This is a genomic window from Holdemania sp. 1001095H_141210_F2 (assembly GCF_015558105.1).
Classification (GTDB): Bacteria; Bacillota_I; Bacilli_A; order Erysipelotrichales; family Erysipelotrichaceae; genus Holdemania.
The window spans coordinates 12,885-34,856 of record NZ_JADNPO010000033.1; the positions used below are offsets into that span (position 1 = coordinate 12,885).

Below are 21,972 nucleotides of genomic sequence, written 5' to 3' on the forward strand. Positions count from 1 at the left end.
GGCTGTTTTTTTGCGTTCTTTTCTTATCAATGCGTTTTTGGCCTTGTCCGATTTGTAAAACCCGGCGGTTAAAAGCCAGTCTGCCGCCAGCTTCGCCGCTGCCGCAAAGCTGGCGCAGGGCAAAAAAGGAAGGACTTACGGTGGATAGGAAAGTGAAGATCGGCAATAACGTAGAAAAAGTGAAGATCTGTGATAACGTCCAAAAAGTGAAGATCGGCGATAGCGTCCAAAATAAAAACGCAAACGTCAGGTTTGCGCTTTGACAGAAGGCTTCAATGCTGGGAAATCCCGGTTGTATGTCGGAGTTTCATTTCGAAAACTGCCGCTTTAACAGCGCTTCTTTCAGCGGTTTCATAAAAGTCCTGCCAATCGGAATATGCTTACCGTTGGAAAGCAGAATTTCATTGCCGCAGATCTGTTCGATATGCCGGAATGCCACGATGTAGGAACGGTGGCATTGGAAGAATTCATCCGGCGGCAGCTGGGACAGCACTTCCTGCAGCTTTGCGTACATTTCATAGTGGTCATGCGTGGTTGTGACGATAATCTTACGCAGTTCCTTTTCGATGCAGAGAATCGAATGAATCGGAATCGGAATGACCTGGCTGCGGCTGCGAAGCATGAAGCTGACACCGGCCTGGGCTTGTCCCAGCTTGTTCAGCGCCCGGTCCAGGGCATCCGGCAGCCGCTGCGCCATCTGCGATTTCAGGACGAAATACAGATGTTCGGTTTCGTAAACGTCGGAAAAATACTCCAGATAACTGGAAATGAAAATAATCTGCGCTGAGGGCTGGACCAGATTGATTTGTTTCGCGACCTCGATTCCGGTGATGCCCGGCATCCGGATATCCAGAATATAGAGCTGGATTTCGTAGGATTCCAGGTCTTTCAGCAGCTGTGCGCCGCTGTCCCAGGGGTGAATCTCAGCTTCGATTTCCCGCATTTCGCACAAACGCCGGAGTTCCTGCGCGATCATACGCAGATGGAGCGGATTATCGTCGCACAAACCGATACAGAGCTTCATAGGCTTCTCTCCTTTGAATGTGCATTTATTATATCATTTTCATCTGTTCAAAACATTGAATTTTCAGATAATTACCAAAATGGAAGGAAGATCTGTTCACAAAATAAACGATATTCAGTGGTTTTAAAAGCGAAAAAACGGATAAAAAACGCTCTTGCCAGTGATTAAAGCTTATTTCCGACAGCTTCAACTTCCCGGCTTTTGAAGCGTGAAGGATGTTCAAGGATACAGGTGGGCAGCCATGTCGGAAAATCAGCGGCCAGCTTGCAAGGCATTAGTCCGCAAAGGGCGGCTTTGCCGATTCGTCATTTAACGAAGCCAGCGCAGCTTCAGCAGCTTCCCGCAGTTTTGCCTTCAGCGAAGAGGGCTGCAGGATTTGGACCTTCCGGCCAAACTGAAACAACCAGCCCAAAAAGGGCGGGGCGACGCTCAAAGTCAAATTGACATCAAAATCCTGATCGGTGATGCGCGTGATCATGACGTCCTGACCGAACCGATCGAAAACGGTATTCGCCAGAGATAAATCAAAGCGCAGCGTCATGTTGACGGGGTCGCTGGCGTACATGCCGAAGCTGCGGGCGGCATATTCCTTCAGATCGAAAGGAATCCGGGGCAGCGGTTCGCTCCTCAGCCGGATCTGTTCCATTTTATCCAGCCGGTAATGGGAGAAGCCCTGATGATGAAACGAGTAGCATACGCAATAATACCGCTGGTTTTCACGGATCAGCGCGTAAGGAAAAAGCTGATAGGACTGCGACTGACGGCGGTAGCGTTTCTGTTTATGCACGGTGATGTCAAAGTACCGGAACTCGATTTCCACATTTTCGCGCAGCGCCTTCAGGATCTGATCAATGTTGCCGAGAATGTCGACGTCAGAATCGCGGCGGGCCGGCAGAACCGGCGTTAACTGCGGCTGCTGATAGCGCGAACATTCCTGCCCCAGCGTCGCGTTGAGCTGTTCCGCCTGGTCAGCGGAGAGAATAGCCAGTGAGCCGACGGCGTCGCTGAGCAGTTTCAGCTGCGCGAGGGTGTAGCGCCGGCGCAGCCAGTAGCCCCGATTTTTCTGATAGCGGATATCCCAGCCTGCCTGACGCAGAATATCGAGATCGGAATACACGGACTTGCGCTCGGCGCTGATCCCTTTCTGATTAAGTAAGGCGATGATTTCATCACATTTGATCGGATGATCGCTGTCTGTTTCCTGTTCAAGCAGACGCAGGATTTCCAACAGCTTTTGTTTCTGCGACCGCTGATTCGCCACGAAAGATCCCCTCCTGATTAAAATTTCTTAAAAATATTGTATCACTGTCCGATTAATCGGACAATGAAAAATCGCGGCTGTGGTATGATTAGGACGCATTAAGGGAGGGACAAACGATGGAGTTAAAACATAAAGGAATGTTGGCGGCTGGCGGACAGCTGGCGGGAATGGGATATCTGATTTCCGGATATGGCAGCGCAGGAGTATTCCTGCTTGCGGTCACGGCTTGCGCGCTGGTTTTCTTTCAAACGGAGAGCCGCCGGCGCTGGCCGTGGAAAGCGGCGGTTTTATCCGGGCTGGCCGGCGGGGCGATTCTGGCGCTGCAGCCGATGGCTGGAAATCCGGGCTGGCAGATCGGGGTAGTCTTGAATGGCGTGATCGCGATGTCAGGATGCCGTTGGGTCGCTTCCATGAAAAAAAGCGAACGTCAGGAAATCCGCTGGTCGCTGGACTGGCTGACGGCGCTGGCCTTGTTGTTCTGCGGCTTGTTTTTTCTGATGCCTCCGTCGCTGCGCGTTCACGTCATGGAACCAGCGTATGCCCAGACCGGGTCAGTCTGGCCGCTTACCCTGTTTCCGCTGCTTGTTTTTATGCCTTATTTTCCGGTCCGTCTGCGCTTATGGGAAAGCCGGAGTGTGAATAAGGCCCGCGCCGGAGTGCTGAACGTAAAATAGTCTGGGCTAACCCGAACCTTTTGTGGTAAACTAATCACTCAAGGGAGTGAGTTCGATGACTGAATTTCTGATTAGAAAATTTGTTAACAATTATGCGCAGACTGAGGATCCGAAAGTTCGGGAGAATTATGGATTTCTGAGCAGCCTGACTGGAATTGCCTGCAACGTATTGTTGTTTGCGGTGAAGCTGGTCATGGGAACAATCGCCCATTCCATTTCCATCACCTCGGATGCGTTCAATAACCTCTCGGACAGCGCCAGCTGCGTCGTGACGCTGTTTGGCTACAAATTGGCGGCGAAGCCGGCGGATAAGGATCACCCGTTCGGTCATGGCCGGATTGAATATCTGACGTCGCTGGTGCTGGCGTCGGTCATTCTGATCGTCGGTTTTGAGCTGTTAAAAAGCTCCGTCATGAAGGTCATTCATCCGGAAACCGTCCGGTTCAGCTGGGTTGTGCTGATCTCGCTGCTGGCGTCGATCGGCGTGAAATTCTGGATGTGCGGCTTTAATCGGAAACTGGGCCGGCGGATTGATTCGTCGGTGATGCTGGCGACGGCGCAGGACAGCCTGAACGATGTGATCGCCACGGCGGCGACGGTGGTTTCTCTGGTGCTGTCAGCGTTTGTCAGCTGGCCGGTCGATGGAATTATGGGCGTGGTCGTTTCGATATTCGTCCTGTTTTCCGGCTACGGCATAATAAAAGATACGATCGGCGAGCTGTTAGGGCAGCCGGCAGATAAAGAGCTGGTGGGCAAAATCTCACAGATCATGCTGAGCCGTCCGGAAATTCTGGGTCTGCATGATTTGATCATCCACAGCTATGGTCCGGGTAATTTGATCGGCAGCGCGCATGCCGAGGTCAGCGCTCACGACAATCTGCTTCAGATCCACGATACGATCGACGAGGTGGAAAAGGCAATTTACGAGCAGCTGCACGTCATGTTTACGATTCACATGGATCCGATTGAAACGGATAATCAGGAGATTGAAGAAGCGCGGAAGATGATGCAGGAAATTCTTGCCCGGATTGACGAACAGTTAAGTTTTCATGATTTCCGGATGGTCAGCGGACCCACGCACACGAATCTGATTTTTGATATCGTTGTTCCGTTTGCGTGCAAGCTGAGTTTTGACGAGATCCGCGATCAGATCAATGCCCAATTAAGCCGGCAGAAGAAAAAGTGGTACACGGTCATCACCTTCGACCGCGATTACACCGGTGAATAAGCGGCGAAGAAAATGAGTACATCCGCCTTGAAGCGGGAAAGAAATATCAGCGAAGCCGCAGCCGCTGGAAAACAGGCTGCAGTGGTTAGCGCGGGCTGAAACGGAAAAGGAAAATGGCCTGAAAAGATAAGCGAAGCGGCACGTTGGAAAACGATGGGGAACGTTCAGCGAAGTTCACCCGTCGTTTTTATGATGGAGCGGACACGCCGGGGGCCGAAATCTGCTGCCAGGCGGCAAGAGCTTTGCCAACAATGAAAAAAGACCGGATTGTCCGGCCTCAGGATGAAGTTTGATTTTAAAGGAAGTCTTCTTTCAACATTGCGCTTGCGGAATGGGGTGTTGAAGCGTCCGCTTTGAGTTTCTGCCATAGTTCGTTCAGGCAGCTCTCCGCCTGCGTCAGATCCGTCAGGCAGCCATACAGAGCCTGACTTTCAGCCTGGATGCATTGATAGCTGTCGATAATTTCCCGGCAGTTTTGTTGATTGAGGGCGTCTAATCCCTGCGGATCGTCCAGCACGGCATTGACGACCTGCGGATCCAGCTGGCCCGCATCCCGCATCTCGGCTAGAATCTGGCATGAGCGTTCCAGCGGGTAAGCCTGTTTGTAACTGCGCTCCCCAGTCAAAGCGCTGAAGATGTCGGCGACGGCCAGAATCCGCTGGGGAAGCGTCAGCTGCTGGAGTGTTAGTCCGTCCGGATAACCGGAACCATCCAGCTTTTCATGATGACGCAGCGCGATATCGCAGATTTCCTCACTGACCCAGCCGTTCAGGATTGCCGCTGTTTTTTCCACATGCGTCTTCATGATTGTCATTTCCGCTGGGGTCAGCCGTCCGGGATTTTCCAGAATGTCCAGCGGAATGCCGATTTTCCCCAAGTCATGGAACATTCCGGCAATTTTCAGCGCCTGTTGATCATCAGCGGAAACGCCGCACCGGCGTCCCAGCTGCACTGCCGTCGAGGCGGTGATCATCGTGTGCGTAACCGTGTGGCGGGAACGAAAGTCGATGACGACGATCAACATCGTCAGCAGCGTTTCTATCTGGCGCGATGAAAATGGGAACTGCCGTTCCCGCTGAAACAGAAAATCCGGCCTCGCGGCCGCAACGGATTTCAGGTCGGCTTTCTCAGCCAGTTCCAGAAGCGCAGGATAAAACCAGCCTGCGTACTCCCTGCGGCGGATTCGTTGTAAAAATTGGGCGAGGGTTCCGTGACCATAGGTGAGAAAGATATCCAGACGGTCGCAGAAACTGATCAGACTGGCAGTCTGGGCTGTTCTGCGGTCAATTCCCGCTTCCAGCATTTTGTCATAGCGGCTGTGATGAAACATGACCGCGTCGGCCATCGTGGAAAACGGAGAGTAATGGTGCAGGAAAAGCATGCCGTAGATCGCATGATCCCAACACGTTTCTGTTTCAAACTGGATCATCCGCGCAATTTCTTCCGTTTTGTAAGCGCCGATATCATGCAGAAAAACAAGGCAGTCCAGATCCCGCCGGTTTTCTCCCTCGATCCCCGCGGCTTCCAGCAGCTGGTCGGCATAGGAAGCTGAACGCAGCTCATGGCCGATCAGGCGCGGATCGATCATATCGAAACAGTTCGCAAGCAGACCGAGAAGCTGCCGGGCGTTGATCTCTGTCAGAGAATTCATGCCTTATTCCTCCTTGTTATTCATTAAATAATAATCTAACCTGAATAAATGTAATTATAGCATTAAGCTGGGGGAAAAGAAAAGGAAGAAGGGATAGAACACGCTTTAGACAGGTGTTCTTCCATTTCTTCCTTGTTTTTTATCTGGGTTTTGATTGAAGCTTATTCCTGGTTGGCGCGGATCATCAGATCGCAGACCTGATTGGCATACGCGATCGGATCTTCAATCTTGTAACCTTCGATTAACATCGCCTGCGTATAAAGCAGATCGGTGTATTCGTCCATCAGTTCCGGATGCTTGTCATAAATCTTCTGCAGCGTCGCGAAGATCTCATGATCCGGATTGATTTCCAGAATTTTGCCAGCCTTGACTTCATTCTGGTTTGGCATCTGATTCAGGACTTTTTCCATTTCCATTGACAGACCTTCGTCGGAGACCAGGCAGACCGGATGGGATTTCAGACGGGAGGACAGGCGGACTTCCTTGACTTTTTCGCCCAGTGCTTCCTTCATCTTGTCCAGCATCGACTTGTTTTCCTGCGTCTTCTCCTCCTTGGCCTTCTTTTCTTCCTCATCGTCCAGATCCAGATCACCCTGATTGATCGACTTGAACTTCTTTTCCTTGTATTCCATCATGATGTTGGCGGCGAATTCGTCGACGTCGTCTGTGAAATACAGGACTTCATAGCCTTTGTCCTGGAGCTTTTCCATCTGCGGCAGCTTTTTGATCAGCTCGATGCTCTCGCCGCTGGCAAAGTAGATCTGATCCTGGCCTTCCTTCATTCGGGAGACATATTCGTCCAGCGTCGTGTATTCATCGTTGTGCGTGGACTTGAACAACAACAGATCCTGCAGCTGGTCTTTGTGCATGCCATAGTCCTGGTAAACGCCGAATTTCAGCGACAGACCGAAGTTCTTGAAGAATTCTTCATATTTCTCCCGATCGTTTTTCAGCATGTCTTCCAAGGTGTTCTTGATCTTTTTCTCAATGCTCTTGGCCAGCGTTTTCATCTGCCGGTCCTGCTGGAGGATTTCACGCGAGATGTTCAGATTCAGATCGTCGCTGTCGACCAGACCGCGGACGAAGCGGAAGTAATCCGGTACCAGATCCTTGGCTTTGTCCATGATGAACACGCCCTTGCAGTAAAGCTGCAGTCCCGGTTCATAATCGGCGCTGTAGAAGTTGTACGGTGTTTTGGCCGGGATGAACAACAGCGCGTTGTAGGACGTCGTGCCTTCCACGGAATAATGCATGACTTTGGCCGGATTTTCCCAATCCATGAATTTGTTCTTATAGAACTCGTTGTATTCGTCTTCCTTGATTTCCGATTTGTTGCGCTTCCATAACGGAACCATCGAGTTCAGCGTCTGGATTTCCTTTACCGTTTCCGGTTCGTCCTTGCCTTCGACGGTTTTGGTCGTTTCCACTTCCATCTCAATCGGCCAGCGGACATAATCGGAATACTTGCGGATCAGGTTTTTGATCGTGTATTCGTCAAGATATTCGTCGACCTTGTCGTCTTCGCTTTCTTCCTTCAATTCAAGGATGATCTTCGTGCCGACAGTCTCCTTCATGATCGGCGAAATGGTGTAGCCGTCCTCGCCGTTGGAGATCCAGGAATAACCCTGTTCACTCTGGGCGCTGCGGGTTTCGACGATGATCCGCTGGGCAACCATGAACGCGGAGTAGAAACCGACGCCGAACTGACCGATGATATCGACATCGCTGGTGCCTTCCTCCAGCTTCTGCTTGAATTCCAGCGAACCGCTGTGAGCGATCGTGCCGAGGTTGGTCTCCAGTTCCTCCTGGGTCATGCCGATGCCGCTGTCAGTCAGCGTGATCGTGCGGTTGTCCTTGTCCAGATCGATCCGGATTTTTAATTCGCTCTTATCGACGCGCTGATTTTCATCGGTCAGCGACAGGTAATACCGCTTGTCCAGGGCGTCTGACGCGTTGGAGATCAGCTCCCGCAGAAAGATTTCCTTGTTGGTATAGATAGAATGAATCATCAGATCCAAAAGACGCTTGGATTCAGCTTTAAACTGTTTTTTAGCCATAATGATTTCCTCCTTTTAGCACTCTTGATAAGTGACTGCTAAGATAATATAACACTTTTCCCCCGTCCTGACAAGTCCGCTGCGCTACTTTTCCACAAATTCGAATTTACCGGCTTTTCAGGAGACTGCAGGACAAAAGAAAAAGGAGGAAGATCACCCTTGAAGTCAGACGGAATTCTGTAAATGTCCGGTCAGTCTGTTTCGGCTGCACCTTTTCGCGTCTGCTCGATATGGGCGATGCAGCGCTGATCGCAGGGAGTCTTTGTGTAGGGACAACGCAGCGCGGCATGGCTGCAGCAGAGGAAAAGCAGAGCTTCCAGCCGGGGGAGATCAGTCTTTGCGTCGTTTGGCAGCAGGTTCAAATTAACCTGAAATGGATTTTCCATAAGCACCTCCTGGTCGAACTCTATTTTATCTCGGATAAAGAGAAAAATAAAGATTATCCATTAGCGAGAAATGGCAAATTTTTACGTTGTTTTACGATATGATTCTTATACGAAAACAAGGAAGGGAGGGGCCGGATGAAAGCAAAACTCTCATTGGGCGAGAATCTGCGTCTGCTGCGGGAAGAACGGGGAATCAGCCAGGAAGCTCTGGGGCAGGATTTAAGCTTGAGCGACGGCGCGATTTCCCGGTATGAGAATAATGTCGCGGAACCGGATATCAACACGCTGTTCGGCATGGCGGAAATCTTCGGCGTCGATTTCAACTATCTGTTGGATTATCATGGGCGCGTGCGGAAAAGCCAGGAGATCGTGCTGCAGAACAAAGACGTGGAGCTGTTGAATTGCTTTCATCAATGTTCCTCGGGGCATCAGCGCGTGATCCGGATGCTGACCAAAGAGCTGGCTCGGCAGGATGGACTGTGGCCGAAGCTGAGTGAACTGGCGTCGCTGGAAACCGCGGGTCTGGTCAATGAAGACAAAGAAGAATGGATTGAACCTCAACCCGAAGTGAAAATCATAAAACAGCCGGGACATTCCCGGAAGAAGAAAAAAACCGATTCCTGACCTTGGTTGATGCAAAGGTGAAGAATCGGTTTTCGTTTGGCTTTTCAGCCGCCGCTTTGTGCACCAGGCAAGAGCTGCTTAATCCCAAAGAGGGACTCATCCAGCGGCGGCCAGCGCTAATTCACGAACCTTCTGTTCGCTGACCACATCATAATCCAGCTCATGCGGCGCCGAAGCAAAGGCGTAAGTGACGTGATTGCCGGCGGTCGTCGGATCGGTCAGCCAGTCTTTGCATGAGGAATGCAGCTGGCAAACGCCAGTCTGCTTTAACAAAAGCTGCGCGTTGTCCGCATTGACGCCGCTGCCGGCCAGAATTTCAATCTGACTGCCATAGTTTCGCTGCAGCCTCGCGATCGTTTCAATTCCCTGTTCCGCTTTCGCTTCCCCGCCGCTGGTCAGCACCCGGTCCACCTTCCAGTCGATCAGCTGCCGCATCGCGGCGTCGAAATCAACGGTGCAGTCAAACGCCCGATGGAAAACAAACTCCCTGCCATACTGGTGGGCCAGGTCAGCCATGGCCCGGGTTTGCGCGGCATTGATGGTGCGGTCGGCGTTTAATGCGCCGAAGGCCAGACCCGCCGCCCCATGCTTTAAAAGCAGTTCGGCGTCGGTCAATAAGATTTCAAATTCCGCGTCGGTGGTGCAGAAGCCTGCGCCCCGGCTGCGTACCATTGCAATGATCGGCAGCGACACGGCTTTTTTCGCCTGAATCAGATTGGCCAGCGTCGGCGTCAAGCCGCCCAAAGCCAGGGCGGAGTTCAGCTCGATCCGATCCGCGCCCCCGGCCTGAGCGGCCAGACAATCCTGCGCGCTTCCGCAGCAAATTTCTATTTTCGGTTTCATGCGTCGATTCTCCTTCTCATTCCTGTTACCCTCATTGTATCGAGATGAAGGAAGGAATGCAAGGTATCGGGTGATTCATGACGGACACGCTGTGGGCAGACCAATGAAAAGCAGAAGGAAGCCATGCCAATCCGGGACCGGCGCGGAGCGGCAGGTCTGGCAGTGTTTTGGCTTGCGCAGCAGAATTGCCGGGGAAGGTTTTGAATAAGAGGGAGGATCAGGGAAAAGTCGTGCGAGAAAACAAAGCCTCATGAAAAAGCAGGACATAAGGGAAAAGCAGGACATAAGGGAAAAGCAGGACATAAGGGAAAAGCAGGACATAAGGAATAAACAACTAAGGAGAAAACAACCAAGGAAAAAACAGGACATCAAGAACAACAGAATGTTAAAAAAGCTGAAAATCAAGAAAAAGCAGAATATAAAAAAGGCAGAAATCCAGCGCCTGCCAAGGCTTACCCGAAAGGGCCGCGCTGATTCTGCTTGATTTACTGTTTGTAACTAAATAAAGATAAGTGCCGATGCTCCCTTACCGGCTGATTTTCAAGCTCAGCCGCACCCCGTTTCCTGTCGGATTACGAACGCCCCGGTTAGAAAACCAGCCTGGATGATTTACTGAGCGTTCGGGTTGAGCGTGACGACGAACATGTCGCCAGTTTCATCATTGTCGAATTCCTCCAGATAGATCAACAGGAATTCCGGTTCCTCCGCCGGAACCTCAAAGACCAGCTTGTACGTCGCGGACTTGCCTTTGGACAGCTCAAATTCTTCCGGCATGACCGACTTGTCGTCAAGATTGACTAACGGATAGTACAATTCCTCCGTCGATTCCCAAGTCAGCATGAAATCCTGATCAAACATCGGCAGCGCTTCGCCGAAGGTGTTGGTTTCTTTCACGGTGATGCATAACAGCTGCATCCCCTCTTTTGCGGTATACCCGCCGAAGCTGTCGGTCAGCGCGGCGTCTTCAACGATGAAGTCGAAGAATTCGTTGCGCATCGTATCGCCAAGGTTGCCGTAATAAAGACCGTCTTCATCCTCGGAGTGCCGGGCGATGACGTTGCCGGTTTCTTTACTGGTGCCTCCGGAGCAGCCAGTGGTCAGTAATAAAGCGATTGTTAATAAAGCAGCAGCAAGTTTTTTCATAGTTCCTCCTCCATACCCGCAGATTTAGAATTTCCCTGATTTTAATCTGTGGTCTTGCGCTTTTATTCTACCTGATTTCGTTCATTTTTGGAACTTAAGATTTTCTCAATAAGGAAGGTTAGAGATAAAACAGACAACCGGCCAGCGCGCTGAGGATCAAAACGGGAATCGGACCCAGTTTTCCTTTGACGATCGCCGTCAGCGACAGCGCAAATAGAATCAGTGCCGTCCCGTTGAATTGCAGCGGCTGCTTCCATGAGGAAACCCCGCACAGCGCGATCAGAACAATCGTCGCGGCGGAGGCGGCGATCAGACCCACAGAAGCCGATTTCAACGTTTCAAGCAGATGCAATACCGCTTTCTGATCGCCGTTGCGGCTGAAAAAGCGCTGCAGCGCCAGACTGATCAAAATTCCGCACAGCACGCAGCCCCCGGTCGCCGCGATCGCCCCGGCCAGCCCGCCTAAACGCATGCCGACAAACGTCGAGGTGTTGACTGCCAGCGGACCGGGCGTCATCTGCGACAGCGTGATGATGTCGGTGAATTCCTGCAGCGTCAGCCACGGATGAACGACGACTGCCTGCTGCTGAATCAGAGGCAGGGTCGCATAACCGCCGCCGATGCTGAACAAACCAATTTTTAAAAAGGTGACAAACAAGTCCAGAATCAGATTCATGCCCTGTTCCTCCGTTGATTATTGATAAAACTGAGTACAAGCGAGATCCCCGTCCAGAACAAAAGCAGCGTCATCGCCGGGATTTCCAGGATAAAACCGCAGAAAAACGTGACGGGTAAAATTAAGCTGTGAAGCGTTTGCTTCTGCTTCAAGATCACAGCGCTCATCTCATAGACCAGCTGCACGATCAGCGCCGCAACCCCGGCTTCCATGCCTTTAAGGCAGGCATTGATGACCGGCTGGGTGCGGAAGGCATCATAACAGGAAGAAATCAGCGCCAGGATGATAAACGAAGGCATAACGGCTCCCACCGCACTGATCCAGGCCCCGGCCATGCCCAGCGTACGCCGGCCGGCCAGAACTGAGAGGTTGACAGCGATCGCACCGGGTGAGGATTGGGCAATCGCCGCCATCTCCAACAGTTCGGATTCCGTAAAGAGCTGTTTCTGCTGCACAAAGATCTTGCGGATCATCGGAATGACGATGTATCCGCCTCCGAACGTAAACGTACTGATATACAAATTGACGGCGAAAAGCCAGAGTCCGGTTTTCCATGATTTCATAAGTTTCACCCTCCGGATCTATTATCTGTAAAATAAAGGATGAAGTAAAATTGCAAAAATCTATGTTTTCCATTACTATTTAGTTATGCTAAAAAGACAGCGGCAAAATAGGACAGCGTGCCGCAAAGGAGGGATCAGGATGACAATCCGGCAGTGGAAAGTATTTCGGGCCGTGGTCGAGCAGGGAAGCGTTACCCGGGCAGCGAAGGTCTTATATATGAGTCAGCCGGCGGTCTCGCATGTGGTGAGTGAAATGGAGCAGCAGTTAGGCTACACGTTATTAGACCGGATCGGCCGTCACTGCAGGGTCAACGGACGCGGTATGCAGCTGTACCATAAGCTTGTTCCCATTCTCGAAGCGATTGAAGATCTTGAACAAAGCACAGCTGATCTGGAAAAGCAGGCGCCATTACGGATCGGATCGAGCATTACGATCGCCAATATGTGGCTGCCTTCTCTGATAACGCAGTTTCGTCGGCAATGTCCGAAGACGCCGGTGCAGGTTCAGGTGGATCGGGCGAAGGAAATCGTCAGGAAAGTGCTGGCGAATGAAGTGGATCTGGGCTTTACCGAAGGAATATGTGAGGAAGAAAGCATTGTGAAGCTGCCATTTTCCCGCTATCGGCTGGCCTTTGTCTGCCGTCCGGACCTGCCGGCTGCCGGATTTGAAACGTTGAAGCTGGACCAGCTGGGGGATCAGGCGTGGTTATTGCGGGAGCCGGGCAGCGCGATCCGCGACAGTCTGGACAGTGCGCTGCGGCTGCGCCAGATCCAGGTCAAACCCGCCTGGGAAAGCGTCAATTCCCAAGTTCTGAAGCAAGCCGCGCTGGCCGGCTTGGGGATCGCATTATTACCCCGGCAGATGGTTCGTTCACCCCTGGCGGCTGGCGAGCTGACGGAAGTAAAGATCGAAGGAATCGAATTGGAAAATCAGAACTGGATGATCTATCACCGCGATAAATTTGAATCGGAAGCGATTCGCTGCTGGAAACAATTAATCAAGCAAACTGAAAGGGAGAACGGCGATGAAGGAAGATTTTGAAGCGCTGGTGCTGGCGGTGATCAGCGAGATTCCCTATGGCCAGGTTGCCAGCTATGGCCAGATCGCCGAGCTGGCCGGATATCCCCGCCATGGCCGGCATGTCGGCAAAGCCTGTTCACATTCTGCGTTCTACGGTGATTATCCGTGCCACCGCGTGGTCAACAGCCAGGGCCGGACAGCGCCGGGATGGGATGAACAGCGGTGCCTGCTGGAAGCGGAGGGCGTTGAATTTAAGCCCAACGGCTGCGTAGATATGGCAAAATATCAATGGCAGCTCCGGTAAAGGAGAGGAAGAAACAAAATGACGATAAAAAATGAAGGCTTGCGGGCCTATCCGAAGTTCTCGCTGTGCGGTCTGGCCTGCGGCTGCTGCACACTGTATCTGGGCGGTCATTGTCCCGGCTGCGGAGCGCCGGGCAGACCCCGCTGCAAGCTTTTGAAATGCGCCGCAGAACAAGGCGGGATTGAATATTGCAGCCAATGCGAACACTATCCCTGCAAGCTGATGGCCGCCATTGAGGATACCGTTTCGTTTGTGACCTGCCATCACCGGCTGAAGGATCTGGATCAGTTGAAAAGGATCGGGCCTGCCGCTTTTGAAGCACAGATGGAACAGAAACTGGCAATCCTGGCGGAATTGCTGGAAGATTATAACGAAGGCCGCCGCAAAAGCTTTTATTGTCGGGCCGTGACGCTGCTTCCTTTGGCGGAGCTGGAAACGGTCATGACAAGATTGCGGTCGCTGGATCCGGCGATGCCAGTAAAGGAAAAAGCTGCCGCGGCGGTAAATCAGCTGCAGGCAGCGGCGCAGCGCCATGATATTCTCCTGAAACGAAATTTGAAGAAACCGGTTCAGGAGAAAACAAACGTTGAAAAGAAAGGGTGATTTATTTCATGATTCGAGAAATAGTAACGGATCCGATTCTGCTCAGCCGCCCCAGCCGGGAGGCAACGGACATGGATCTGGCCGTTGCGGCAGATCTGAAGGACACGCTGAGGGCGCATGCGGATCACTGCGCCGGAATGGCCGCCAACATGATCGGTCAGTCCGTCCGGATAATCGCGGTTTTTGTTGCGGATCAGCCGCTGGTGCTGATCAATCCGCAGGTCATTAAGGTCGAAGGGAGAAAATATACGGCTGAGGAAGGCTGTTTATCACTGTCAGGCACGCGCCGGGCGCAGCGCTTTGAAAAGCTGCAGCTGCGCTATCAGGATGAACAGGGCCGAATCAAGCAACGGACATTCAGCGGTTTTACCGCGCAGGTGATTCAGCACGAATTGGATCATTGCGAAGGCATTTTGATTTAAATCAGAAGGAAATAAGGAAAATGGCAAAATTACGAAAAATGTTGGGCGATGTCAATTCGCCGGAATGCATCGCAATGATGCGGCTGATCGAAACTCAGAGTGAAACCACACTGGCGCGCTGGTCTCTTGGGTATGTTGAAAGCAGGATCTTGCCGATCTATCAGAAAAAAGCCGGCGGGGATAACCGGCTGACTGCGCTGATTCAGGCGTGTCAAATGGTTGTGCAGCAAAATCAGCCGGGAAAGACAGGAAAACCGTGGATTCAGGAAGCCGGCCAGATCGCCCGGGAAACCCCAGATCCGATCACCCAGGCCGCTGCCCGCGCGATCGCTGCGGCCTGCGGCACACTGACCACGCCGACCAATGCGCTGGGGTTTCTGTTCTATGCGGCCGCGGCCCTTGTCTATGATCAGGGACTGGATTTGCCTGCGTCTGAAATGGAGGAGCTGACCCGTCAAATCTGGCAGGATGCGTATGCTTCGCTTTCAGCTCAATCCGTCAAGGACGAACCCTGTCCGGCAAAAATTCAGTGGCATTGTTAGGCTGAATCTGCGCAATCCTTATAATTTAAAAAAATCGACATGGAAAGCAGCATCGCAAAAAGATGCGCGCCTGCATACTTTGAGAAAGAAGATAAAAAGCTGTGGTCATCAATCAGGCAGGAATCAGCCGGAGCGACCACAGCTTTTTTTATGGACACTGCACAAGAACACTGCACAAGGACACTGCACAAGGAAACAGTACAAGAAAATCAAATCCGTTTGCGAATTGTTTGAAAATTATGCCTCGTTTAGATAAGCGGCGACAATTTCACACGTATAAGCCTTGTGGTAATCACGGTTTGGATAACTTGCGTCTTCCACGGCTTTGTCGATAAACTCAGCGTCGCTGACTTCCATCGTCGCCAGCTTCTTCAGAACCAGCACCAGACGCGCCTGATCAATGCACGGCGCTCCGTCGAGCAGAGTTGTCGTATAGCCGACATGCGCCAGCTTATCCTCATCTTTGCCGCTGGCTTTGCCCAGATACGCCAGCTTTTCCCGTTGATCGTTGTCGAAGAACGCCAGCGAGAAGCTGTTTTCCCGTTCGATCAGCGGGTAGGTGTGACGCTGCGGCCGAACGTACACGGTGACCACCGCTTTGTTCCACAGCCAGCCCATCTGAACCCAGTTGACGGTCATGCCGTTGACCTTGCCCTCGTCCTGAACCGTCAGCACGGCCCAGTCGTTATGGATCAGGGAAATCAGATTCCGATCCAGTTTTTCAATCTCAATTTTTTTCATGCTTTCACCTCAATTTCTATTGTATTCCCGAATCATTGAAAATGGCAGTGAAACGATGTTTCTGAAAGTGGTTTCAAATGTGCTGCGTTCCTTGATGAAAGAATTTATATCTTGTCAAGGAACATCCTGGAATGCGCGGATTAAGCAGTTCATTCCCCGATTTGTTTGTGTTACAATAACAAACAGAAAGGGCTTAGGAGTATGCGAGAAATTGAAGTCAAAGAAATACAGGAAATCGTAAGGGACTGCTGCAGCGGCATCGCCTTTGAATATCCTGACGACGTGATGGCGAAACTGGTCACCTATGCCGAAAAGGAAGACAAACCCAGGGCCAAACAGGCGCTGGCGCTGTTAATGGAAAACGCTGAGCTGGCCAGGACGAAACGGCTGCCGATCTGCCAGGATACCGGAATGGCGGTCGTCTGGCTGACGATCGGTCAGGACGTTCACTTTATTGGAGGATCGTTAAAGGACGCGGTCAACAAGGGCGTAGAGGAAGCCTATCAGGAAAGCTATTTGCGCAATTCCGTCGTCAGTGATCCGGTGTTTGAGCGGAAGAATACGCTGACCAACACTCCGGCGGTGATCTACACGGAGATCGTGGAAGGCGATCAGGTCGTAATCGAATGTGCGGCGAAGGGCTTCGGCTCGGAGAACTGCTCGCGCATCAAAATGTGCAAGCCGGCTGAGGGCGTCGAAGGCGTCCGGAATTTCATTCTGGAAACCGTCAAGCTGGCCGGCCCGAACGCCTGTCCGCCGATGGTCGTCGGCGTCGGTGTCGGCGGGACGATGGATTATGCCGCCTACCTGGCTAAGCGGGCGTTAGTCCGGCCTCTGGACAGCGAGAATGAGAACGAACAATACCGCCAGCTGGAACGTGAATGCCTTGAACAGATCAATCAGCTCAACATCGGACCGATGGGGCTGAAGGGCCGCGCGACGGCGCTGAAGGTCAATATCGAATGGTTCCCGACGCACATCGCGGGCATGCCGGTGGCGGTGAACATCAACTGCCATGTAACCCGGCATAAAAAGGTGGTGCTGTAATGAAGAAAATTCAACTGCCGTTAACGATGGAAGACCGCCGGTCCCTGCGCGCAGGGGAACAGGTGCTGTTAAGCGGCGTGATCTATACGGCGCGGGATGCGGCGCACAAACGGATGAAGGAGCTGCTGGACGCCGGAGCACCGCTGCCGTTTGATCTGAAGGATCAGATGATTTACTATGTCGGACCCACCCAGACGCCTCCGGGGATGACCTTTGGCAGCGCCGGCCCGACCACGGCGACGCGCATGGATGTCTATACTCCGCAGCTGCTGGATCTGGGCCTGGCCGGCATGATCGGCAAAGGCAAGCGCAGCGATGCGGTCAAGCAGGCGATCATCCGCAATCAGGCGGTCTATTTCGCCGCGGTTGGGGGAGCCGGCGCGTTGTTGGGCCTGCGCGTGAAAAAAGCCGAAACGATCGCGTTTGAGGATTTACAAAGCGAAGCGATCCGGCGGCTGGAGGTCGAGGATTTCCCGGTCTTCGTCTGCTTCGACAGTCAGGGAAACGATCTGTACGCTGAGGATTTTGAATGATCGCCGTCAGCGCCTGTCTGGCGGGGAGGGCCTGCCGCTATGACGGCAAGGCCAATACCGTGCAAGCGCTGAAGGAAATGGTTGAACGCGGGGAAGCCGTGGCGATCTGTCCGGAAGTGCTGGGCGGACTGGGCATCCCGCGCGATCCGTGCGAACGCCAGGGCTGCCAGATCTGCACGCAATCCGGTAAGGACTGTACTGCCGAGTACCGCAAGGGCGCCGAAGCCGCGCTGGCGCTGATTCAGAAACATCACATCACGCTGGCGGTGCTGAAAGCCAAAAGTCCCTCCTGCGGCAAAGGTTTGATTTATGATGGAAGTTTCACCCGCACGCTGAGGGAAGGCCATGGTTTGACAACCGAGCTGCTGATCCAAAACGGCGTCCGGGTGTTCACGGAAGACGAGTGGAAAGAAGAAAAGGAGAATTCACAAAAAGCATGAACGCAACAGAACAAACCCCGGAACAGTTCCGGTGGGAACATGATTCACTGGGCGAAATCGAAGTCCCGAAGGAGGCCCTCTACGGCGCGCAGACACAGCGGGCCATGACCAATTTCCAGATCACCGGCCGGCGGATGCATACGCAGATGATCCGCTCGATCGGCAAGGTCAAAAAAGCCAGCGCTTACTGCAACAACCAGTGCGGATTCCTGGATGACGAACGCCTGAAGTATATCACCGAGGCGTGCGACGAGGTCATCTCCGGCAAGCTGGATTCGTGGTTTATTACCGACTGCATCCAAGGCGGGGCGGGCACGTCGTTTAATATGAACGCCAACGAAGTCATCGCCAACCGGGCTGCGCAGCTGGCCGGCCGCGAGATCGGCGTCTACGATTATATCCATCCGAACGATCACATCAACTTCGGTCAGTCGACTAACGACGTCTTCCCGACCGCCGGCCGTCTGACGGCGCTGGCGTTGGTTGAGGTGCTGTTGGGCGAATTGACCGAGCTGCAGCATTCCCTGCTTAAAAAAGCGAAGGAATTCGACGGCGTGATCAAGATGGGCCGGACGCACCTGCAGGACGCCGTTCCAATCCGTTTAGGCCAGGAATTTCACGCTTATGCGACGATGGTCGGCCGCGATATCAAGCGGATCCGCGTCGCCTTCAACGATTTAAAGGCCGTCAACATGGGCGCGACGGCTGTCGGCACAGGCTTGAATGCGGATGAAAAATACAAGAAGATGATCGTGCCGGTGCTTTCAGAAATCAGCGGCATCACGCTCAGCTCCGCCAAGGATCTGGTCGACGGCACCCGCAACTGCGATACGCTGGCGTTTGCCTCCGGCGCGCTGAAGGTGCTGGCGGTCAATCTGTCCAAGATGTGCAACGATTTGCGGATGATGGCCTCCGGGCCGAAAGCCGGCTTAGCGGAAATCAAGCTGCCGGACCGGCAGCCGGGCAGCTCGATCATGCCGGGCAAGGTCAATCCGGTCATCGCCGAGGTCTGCAACCAGGCCTGCTTCAACGTCATCGGCAACGATGTGACAATCGCCAAGGCGGCGGAAGCCGGACAGCTGGAGCTGAATGTCTTCGAGCCGGTGCTGTTTAAGAATCTATTCGAGTCGATTGAGATTATGGCTAACGCTTGCCATACGCTGCGTCTGAACGCGATCGACGGCATCAAGGCGAATAAGGAAAACTGCCTGTTCTTCGTTGAACGCTCGGTTTCCCCGATCACGGCCTTTGCCCCGCATATCGGCTACGCTAACGCCAGCCGGATCGCTAAGCAGGCGCTGATCGAAAACCGCACGCTGCGCGAGGTGCTGCTGGAAAGCGGATTGATTACCGAGCATGACCTGGAAATCATCATGGATGTTCAGGAAATGACCAAGCCGGGTATTCCGGGCAAGAAACGTTTAGCCAAGAATAAGAAGAAAGAAAAAGTGGAGGGATAACACAATGACTGTTTATGAAGACGCACTGAAACTGCACGAACTGCACCATGGCAAATTATCGATCGAACCGAAGGTTCCCTGCGAAACGCCGGAAGATCTGACGCTGGCCTACACGCCGGGCGTCGCTCAGCCATGTCTGGAAATCAACAAAGATCCGGAAAATGCCTACCGCTATACCGGCAAGGGCAACACTGTTGCGGTTGTCACCGACGGTACTGCGGTGCTGGGCTTAGGCGATATCGGCGCGGTCGCCGGTCTGCCGGTCATGGAAGGTAAGGCGTTATTGATGCACCGCTTCGCCGGGCTGGACGCGTTTCCGATCTGCGTCGATTCCAAGGATCCGGAAGACATCATCAAGGTTTGCAAGCTGATTTCCCCAGGTTTGGGCGCGATCAATCTGGAAGACATCAGCGCTCCGCGCTGCGTGGAGATCGAACGGCGTCTGATTGAAGAACTGAACATCCCGGTCTTCCATGACGATCAGCATGGTACGGCGATCGTCGTGCTGGCGGCACTGATCAACGGTCTGCGGTTAACAGGCAGAAAGCCGGAAGACATGAAGGTCATCGTCAACGGCGTCGGCGCGGCCGGCAGCTCGATTATCAAGATGATGTACAACTACGGTTTCAAGAACATTCTGGCGTTTGATTCCAAGGGCGTATTGCATCCGGATAAAAAGGACAGCTACAACCCGCTGAAGCAGGAGCTGCTCGAATACACCAATCTGCATGGCGAAAGTCCGGCGGACTTAAAGGCGGCGTTAGTCGGCGCGGATGTGTTCATCGGCGTTTCCAAGGGCAACCTGTTGACGAAGGAAGACATCGCCACGATGAACAAAGATTGCTTCATCGTCGCTTTAGCGAACCCGACACCGGAAATTGATTACTATGAAGCGAAAAAGGGCGGAGCGCTGATCGCCGCGACCGGCCGTTCCGATTTCCCGAATCAGGTCAACAACCTGTTAGCCTTCCCGAGCATTTTCCGCGGGGCATTGGATGCGAAAGCGACCCAGATTACCGAGGACGTCAAGATTGCGGCCGCTCAGGCGATCGCCGATCTGATTCCGGCGGAGGAACTGACGGAAGAATACATCATTCCATCGCCGTTTGATTCCCGCGTTGTCCCGGCTGTTTCCAAAGCGGTCAGAGAAGCCTGCATCAAGAGCGGTTATATCCGGAAATAAGTTCTGTGTTTCAAGTCCTGGTTGTAAGCTGAAGTCAGAAAGTGGGGGTAATGAGTATGAGCTATGATTTCACAACTCGAATCAACCGACAGTCCCAGAATTCCAGCAAGTGGAAAGGGATGCGTAAGCAAAACCCGGAAGTGCCGGAGGGAATCGTTCCGTTATCCGTCGCGGATATGGAATTAATGAATCCGCCGGAGATCATTGAAGGTCTGAAACAGTTTCTCGATCACCGGATCTTAGGCTATACCGACGCCGGTGAAGATTACTACACGGAAACGGTGAACTGGATGCAGCGCCGCCATCATTGGACTATTGAAAAAGAGTGGCTGGTTCTGCTTCCGGGCGTCGTCACGGCCATCAACGTCGCCGTCCGCGCGTTTGTAAAACCGGGTGAAAAGATTGCGATCCTCACACCGGTCTACTATCCGTTTAAAAAGACGATTGAAGCCTGCGGCTGCACGGCCGTGACCAGCAGTCTGATCAATCAGGAAGGCGTATATTCGATCAATTTTGACGATCTGGAAGCCAAGCTGGCCGATCCGGAAGTGAAAATGTTGATCTTCTGCAGTCCGCATAATCCGATCGGCCGCGTCTGGACGAAGGCGGAGCTGATGCGGGTTGGCGAACTGTGTCTGAAACACGACGTGCTGATTGTTTCCGATGAGATTCATTTCGATCTGATTCTGCCGGGTCATGAACATACCGTCTTCGCTTCGTTATCGCCGGAATTGAGCGACCGCATGATCGTCTGCACGTCGGTCTCGAAGACGTTCAATCTGGCAGGGATGCAGTGCTCGAATATCGTGATTCCCAACGCTGAGCTGCGAGCAGCCTACAAGGCTACGATGAGCAGTTATATCAACGGTCATCTGAACATCATGGCCTATGAAGCAGCGACACTGGCATATCGTCATTGCGAGGGCTGGCTGGACGAACTGTTAGACTTGTTGGAAACCAACCGCAAAACGGCTGTTGAGTTCTTCGCCAGCCATTTCCCGAAGGCGATTGTATCTCCGCTGGAAGGAACATATCTGTTATGGGTGGATCTGCGGGCTTATTTCGCGGATCAAAACGAACAGGAAGAATTCATGACAAAGAAAGCGCTGTTGTTCTTGGACGAAGGGTATTTGTTCGGCGAGGAAGGCAGCGGCTTCGAGCGGATCAACCTGGCTTGTCCGACGTCTTTGTTGGAAGAGAGTCTGGCCCGGATGGCGCAGGCTTACGAAAAGGACTCCGCCGCCGCATAAGCGGACTTTCCTGATCGGATAGCATTTCACCGTAATATTAGATAATCGTAAAAAAGTGGCTTTATCGAATGAAACCGGCCTCTCGCTTCAGGGAGGCAGAGCGGACATTGTTGGAGCCGCTTTTTTGTTTTCCTGCCGGAGGGAGGGCAGGAGATTACCTTCAAGGAGTAAACATTGAAAATAGTTTCATTACTTTCTTCAAAATTTGTTAATATTTATCAAATTTCACCGAAATGAGCGGGGCTTTTTCAAAAAAACCGCAATATTAGAAGTGATGGGAGATGAAAGAAATGATC

The 21,972-nt window shown here is 52.6% G+C and carries 25 protein-coding genes; 15 read left to right on the top strand and 10 right to left on the bottom strand.

The window, feature by feature from the left end:
- Positions 1–307 precede the first annotated feature (307 nt).
- Together I2G61_RS14195 and I2G61_RS14200 are read right to left on the bottom strand one after the other, a co-directional pair.
- A complete protein-coding gene (locus I2G61_RS14195) occupies positions 308–1,024 on the bottom strand; it encodes a LytTR family DNA-binding domain-containing protein (protein ID WP_072683704.1) in 717 nt (238 codons plus the stop codon).
- A gap of 274 nt (positions 1,025–1,298) precedes the next feature.
- Positions 1,299–2,285: a YafY family protein gene (locus I2G61_RS14200; protein WP_072683703.1), complete on the bottom strand. Its 987-nt coding sequence runs from the start codon at positions 2,283–2,285 to the stop codon at positions 1,299–1,301.
- Between the two features lie 116 nt (positions 2,286–2,401).
- Here I2G61_RS14200 and I2G61_RS14205 point away from each other — a divergent pair, with 116 nt between their 5' ends.
- Entirely contained in the window at positions 2,402–2,959 is a 558-nt protein-coding gene (locus tag I2G61_RS14205) for a hypothetical protein (protein WP_072683702.1), read from the top strand.
- 55 nt (positions 2,960–3,014) lie between these two features.
- Entirely contained in the window at positions 3,015–4,187 is a 1,173-nt protein-coding gene (locus tag I2G61_RS14210) for a cation diffusion facilitator family transporter (RefSeq protein WP_072683701.1), read from the top strand.
- Positions 4,188–4,482: 295 nt separating this feature from the next.
- Here the strand turns inward: I2G61_RS14210 and I2G61_RS14215 are convergent, their stop codons facing one another.
- From I2G61_RS14215 to I2G61_RS14225, 3 genes are all read right to left on the bottom strand, one after another.
- Positions 4,483–5,838 (bottom strand): HD domain-containing phosphohydrolase, encoded by a 1,356-nt coding sequence (locus I2G61_RS14215; RefSeq protein WP_195548377.1) that lies wholly within the window; start codon positions 5,836–5,838, stop codon positions 4,483–4,485.
- A gap of 161 nt (positions 5,839–5,999) precedes the next feature.
- Complete coding sequence (gene htpG / locus I2G61_RS14220) at positions 6,000–7,895, bottom strand: molecular chaperone HtpG (protein ID WP_072683699.1); 1,896 nt, start codon at positions 7,893–7,895, stop codon at positions 6,000–6,002.
- A 191-nt stretch (positions 7,896–8,086) separates the two neighbouring features.
- On the bottom strand, positions 8,087–8,281 hold the full coding sequence (locus tag I2G61_RS14225; protein ID WP_072683698.1) for a hypothetical protein: 195 nt from the start codon (positions 8,279–8,281) through the stop codon (positions 8,087–8,089).
- 135 nt (positions 8,282–8,416) lie between these two features.
- Here I2G61_RS14225 and I2G61_RS14230 point away from each other — a divergent pair, with 135 nt between their 5' ends.
- Positions 8,417–8,905 carry a helix-turn-helix domain-containing protein gene (locus I2G61_RS14230; protein ID WP_072683697.1) on the top strand — a complete coding sequence of 163 codons (489 nt, stop codon included), beginning with the start codon at positions 8,417–8,419 and terminating at the stop codon, positions 8,903–8,905.
- A 96-nt stretch (positions 8,906–9,001) separates the two neighbouring features.
- Here the strand turns inward: I2G61_RS14230 and I2G61_RS14235 are convergent, their stop codons facing one another.
- A complete protein-coding gene (locus I2G61_RS14235; protein WP_072683696.1) occupies positions 9,002–9,748 on the bottom strand; it encodes a copper homeostasis protein CutC in 747 nt (248 codons plus the stop codon).
- Between the two features lie 250 nt (positions 9,749–9,998).
- Between I2G61_RS14235 and I2G61_RS14240 the strand changes: the two genes are divergently transcribed.
- A complete protein-coding gene (locus tag I2G61_RS14240; protein ID WP_195548378.1) occupies positions 9,999–10,232 on the top strand; it encodes a hypothetical protein in 234 nt (77 codons plus the stop codon).
- A 125-nt stretch (positions 10,233–10,357) separates the two neighbouring features.
- Here the strand turns inward: I2G61_RS14240 and I2G61_RS14245 are convergent, their stop codons facing one another.
- The 3 genes from I2G61_RS14245 to I2G61_RS14255 all read right to left on the bottom strand — a co-directional run bounded on the left by I2G61_RS14245 (position 10,358) and on the right by I2G61_RS14255 (position 12,130).
- Positions 10,358–10,891 carry a hypothetical protein gene (locus tag I2G61_RS14245; protein ID WP_072683694.1) on the bottom strand — a complete coding sequence of 178 codons (534 nt, stop codon included), beginning with the start codon at positions 10,889–10,891 and terminating at the stop codon, positions 10,358–10,360.
- 118 nt (positions 10,892–11,009) lie between these two features.
- Positions 11,010–11,567 carry a chromate transporter gene (locus I2G61_RS14250; RefSeq protein ID WP_195548379.1) on the bottom strand — a complete coding sequence of 186 codons (558 nt, stop codon included), beginning with the start codon at positions 11,565–11,567 and terminating at the stop codon, positions 11,010–11,012.
- Positions 11,564–12,130 (bottom strand): chromate transporter, encoded by a 567-nt coding sequence (locus I2G61_RS14255; protein ID WP_195548380.1) that lies wholly within the window; start codon positions 12,128–12,130, stop codon positions 11,564–11,566. The genes I2G61_RS14250 and I2G61_RS14255 overlap by 4 nt, the downstream gene beginning before the upstream one ends.
- Before the next feature lie 139 nt (positions 12,131–12,269).
- Here I2G61_RS14255 and I2G61_RS14260 point away from each other — a divergent pair, with 139 nt between their 5' ends.
- The 5 genes from I2G61_RS14260 to I2G61_RS14280 are packed head-to-tail and all read left to right on the top strand — an operon-like array spanning position 12,270 to position 15,022.
- Positions 12,270–13,172: a LysR substrate-binding domain-containing protein gene (locus I2G61_RS14260; protein ID WP_195395576.1), complete on the top strand. Its 903-nt coding sequence runs from the start codon at positions 12,270–12,272 to the stop codon at positions 13,170–13,172.
- The gene (locus I2G61_RS14265; RefSeq protein ID WP_195395575.1) at positions 13,156–13,455 is read left to right on the top strand and encodes an MGMT family protein; all 300 of its coding nucleotides are present in this window, start codon (positions 13,156–13,158) and stop codon (positions 13,453–13,455) included. The genes I2G61_RS14260 and I2G61_RS14265 overlap by 17 nt, the downstream gene beginning before the upstream one ends.
- Before the next feature lie 18 nt (positions 13,456–13,473).
- Positions 13,474–14,058, top strand: coding sequence for a DUF3795 domain-containing protein (locus tag I2G61_RS14270; RefSeq protein WP_195395574.1), 585 nt, complete (start codon positions 13,474–13,476; stop codon positions 14,056–14,058).
- Between the two features lie 8 nt (positions 14,059–14,066).
- Positions 14,067–14,480, top strand: a complete 414-nt coding sequence (locus I2G61_RS14275) for a peptide deformylase (RefSeq protein WP_072683959.1) — start codon at positions 14,067–14,069, stop codon at positions 14,478–14,480.
- A 20-nt stretch (positions 14,481–14,500) separates the two neighbouring features.
- Complete coding sequence (locus I2G61_RS14280) at positions 14,501–15,022, top strand: putative immunity protein (RefSeq protein WP_072683688.1); 522 nt, start codon at positions 14,501–14,503, stop codon at positions 15,020–15,022.
- A 237-nt stretch (positions 15,023–15,259) separates the two neighbouring features.
- Here I2G61_RS14280 and I2G61_RS14285 read toward each other — a convergent pair whose 3' ends face one another.
- On the bottom strand, positions 15,260–15,763 hold the full coding sequence (locus tag I2G61_RS14285) for a flavin reductase family protein (protein ID WP_072683687.1): 504 nt from the start codon (positions 15,761–15,763) through the stop codon (positions 15,260–15,262).
- Positions 15,764–15,964: 201 nt separating this feature from the next.
- Between I2G61_RS14285 and I2G61_RS14290 the strand changes: the two genes are divergently transcribed.
- Genes I2G61_RS14290 through I2G61_RS14315 form a run of 6 tightly spaced genes read left to right on the top strand, consistent with a single transcriptional unit; the run spans position 15,965 to position 21,676 of the window.
- Positions 15,965–16,810, top strand: coding sequence for a fumarate hydratase (locus tag I2G61_RS14290; protein ID WP_195395573.1), 846 nt, complete (start codon positions 15,965–15,967; stop codon positions 16,808–16,810).
- Positions 16,810–17,343, top strand: a complete 534-nt coding sequence (locus I2G61_RS14295; protein ID WP_195395572.1) for a Fe-S-containing hydro-lyase — start codon at positions 16,810–16,812, stop codon at positions 17,341–17,343. The genes I2G61_RS14290 and I2G61_RS14295 overlap by 1 nt, the downstream gene beginning before the upstream one ends.
- Positions 17,340–17,783, top strand: coding sequence for a DUF523 domain-containing protein (locus tag I2G61_RS14300; RefSeq protein WP_195395571.1), 444 nt, complete (start codon positions 17,340–17,342; stop codon positions 17,781–17,783). Before I2G61_RS14295 ends, I2G61_RS14300 begins: the two co-directional genes overlap by 4 nt.
- Positions 17,780–19,243 carry an aspartate ammonia-lyase gene (locus I2G61_RS14305; protein ID WP_006060101.1) on the top strand — a complete coding sequence of 488 codons (1,464 nt, stop codon included), beginning with the start codon at positions 17,780–17,782 and terminating at the stop codon, positions 19,241–19,243. Before I2G61_RS14300 ends, I2G61_RS14305 begins: the two co-directional genes overlap by 4 nt.
- A gap of 4 nt (positions 19,244–19,247) precedes the next feature.
- A complete protein-coding gene (locus tag I2G61_RS14310) occupies positions 19,248–20,426 on the top strand; it encodes an NADP-dependent malic enzyme (RefSeq protein WP_072683683.1) in 1,179 nt (392 codons plus the stop codon).
- Between the two features lie 56 nt (positions 20,427–20,482).
- The gene (locus I2G61_RS14315; RefSeq protein WP_195548381.1) at positions 20,483–21,676 is read left to right on the top strand and encodes a MalY/PatB family protein; all 1,194 of its coding nucleotides are present in this window, start codon (positions 20,483–20,485) and stop codon (positions 21,674–21,676) included.
- Positions 21,677–21,972 lie beyond the last annotated feature (296 nt).